Origin of the sequence: Bacillus xiamenensis (genome assembly GCF_000300535.1) — a bacterium.
In the GTDB taxonomy this organism is placed as follows: Bacteria; Bacillota; Bacilli; order Bacillales; family Bacillaceae; genus Bacillus; species Bacillus xiamenensis.
The window spans coordinates 1-973 of sequence record NZ_AMSH01000122.1; the positions used below are offsets into that span (position 1 = coordinate 1).

Genomic DNA, 973 nt, shown 5'->3' on the forward strand with positions numbered 1-973 from the left:
TCAGACCGTAGACAAACCCCACCTTTACTTCAAGTAAAAGTGGGGTTTTCACTTATTTTGATAAAATTGATAAGCTACCTTATGCTGGACATGGCACTTTCCATGTCCAGTTTGCTAATTTCTTAAGATTCATGGCAGCGAAAGTAAGCATCGCCTGCATCGAAACTTTTTTCAGTCCTCGAAGTTTCGTCCATCGCATACCATGCTTTTCTTTTGCATCCGCAAAAACGCGTTCTATTGTTTCTTTCCGTTTTGCATAGATGTCTTTATTCATTTGTGTCAGCCTCAGATGGTCTGCTTCATCTAGATAGTCCTGCCAAATATGCCGATGAATTTGTTTGGTGTGATTTTGACTTTGTGTACAGTTATTTAAAAACGAGCAGGATTTACATACTTCTGAATCAGACGCATATTGCTTATAGCCTTCTCTAGTCGTTGTACGATAAGAGAGAATTTGCCCGTTGGGGCAAATGTAACAATCAAAATATGCATCATACACGTATTCATTCTTTTTCAAATAACCAGCTTTTGTTCTTGGTCGAGTGTAAGGCATGACAGGTCTTATCTCTTGATCCATTAAAAACTTAGCGATGTAAGGTGTTTTATATCCTGCATCTCCTGCGACTACAAATGGTTTTCCGACTTTTTCTGTCACCTTTGATACGAGTGCATCCAACATACGACTATCATGAACATTTCCACCTGTGACCAGTGATCCTAAAATAAACCCTTTAGAATCACAAGCCGTATGAAATGAATAGGCAAATGATTTTTCTCGCTCATCCTTCACATAGTAGCCACTCTCTGGATCAGTCGTACTTACCTTGATTTCTTTTGTCTCTTCTTTATTCTGAAGGGGTAACGGCTTTTTTCCATGTGCCTCACGATCAACATTGATCTCCTCATGAAGCTGATTTTGATAACTTCTCGTTTCTACTCGAACAATTTTCTTTTCAAGTTTTTTCTTATTGGC

At 38.6% G+C, this 973-nt stretch carries 1 protein-coding gene; it reads right to left on the reverse strand.

Annotation, left to right across the window (positions count from 1 at the left end; genetic code table 11):
- Window positions 1-79: 79 nt before the first annotated feature.
- The coding region (locus tag BA1_RS18245) for an IS1182 family transposase (protein ID WP_008362336.1) at window positions 80-973 on the reverse strand (894 nt) is incomplete at its 5' end.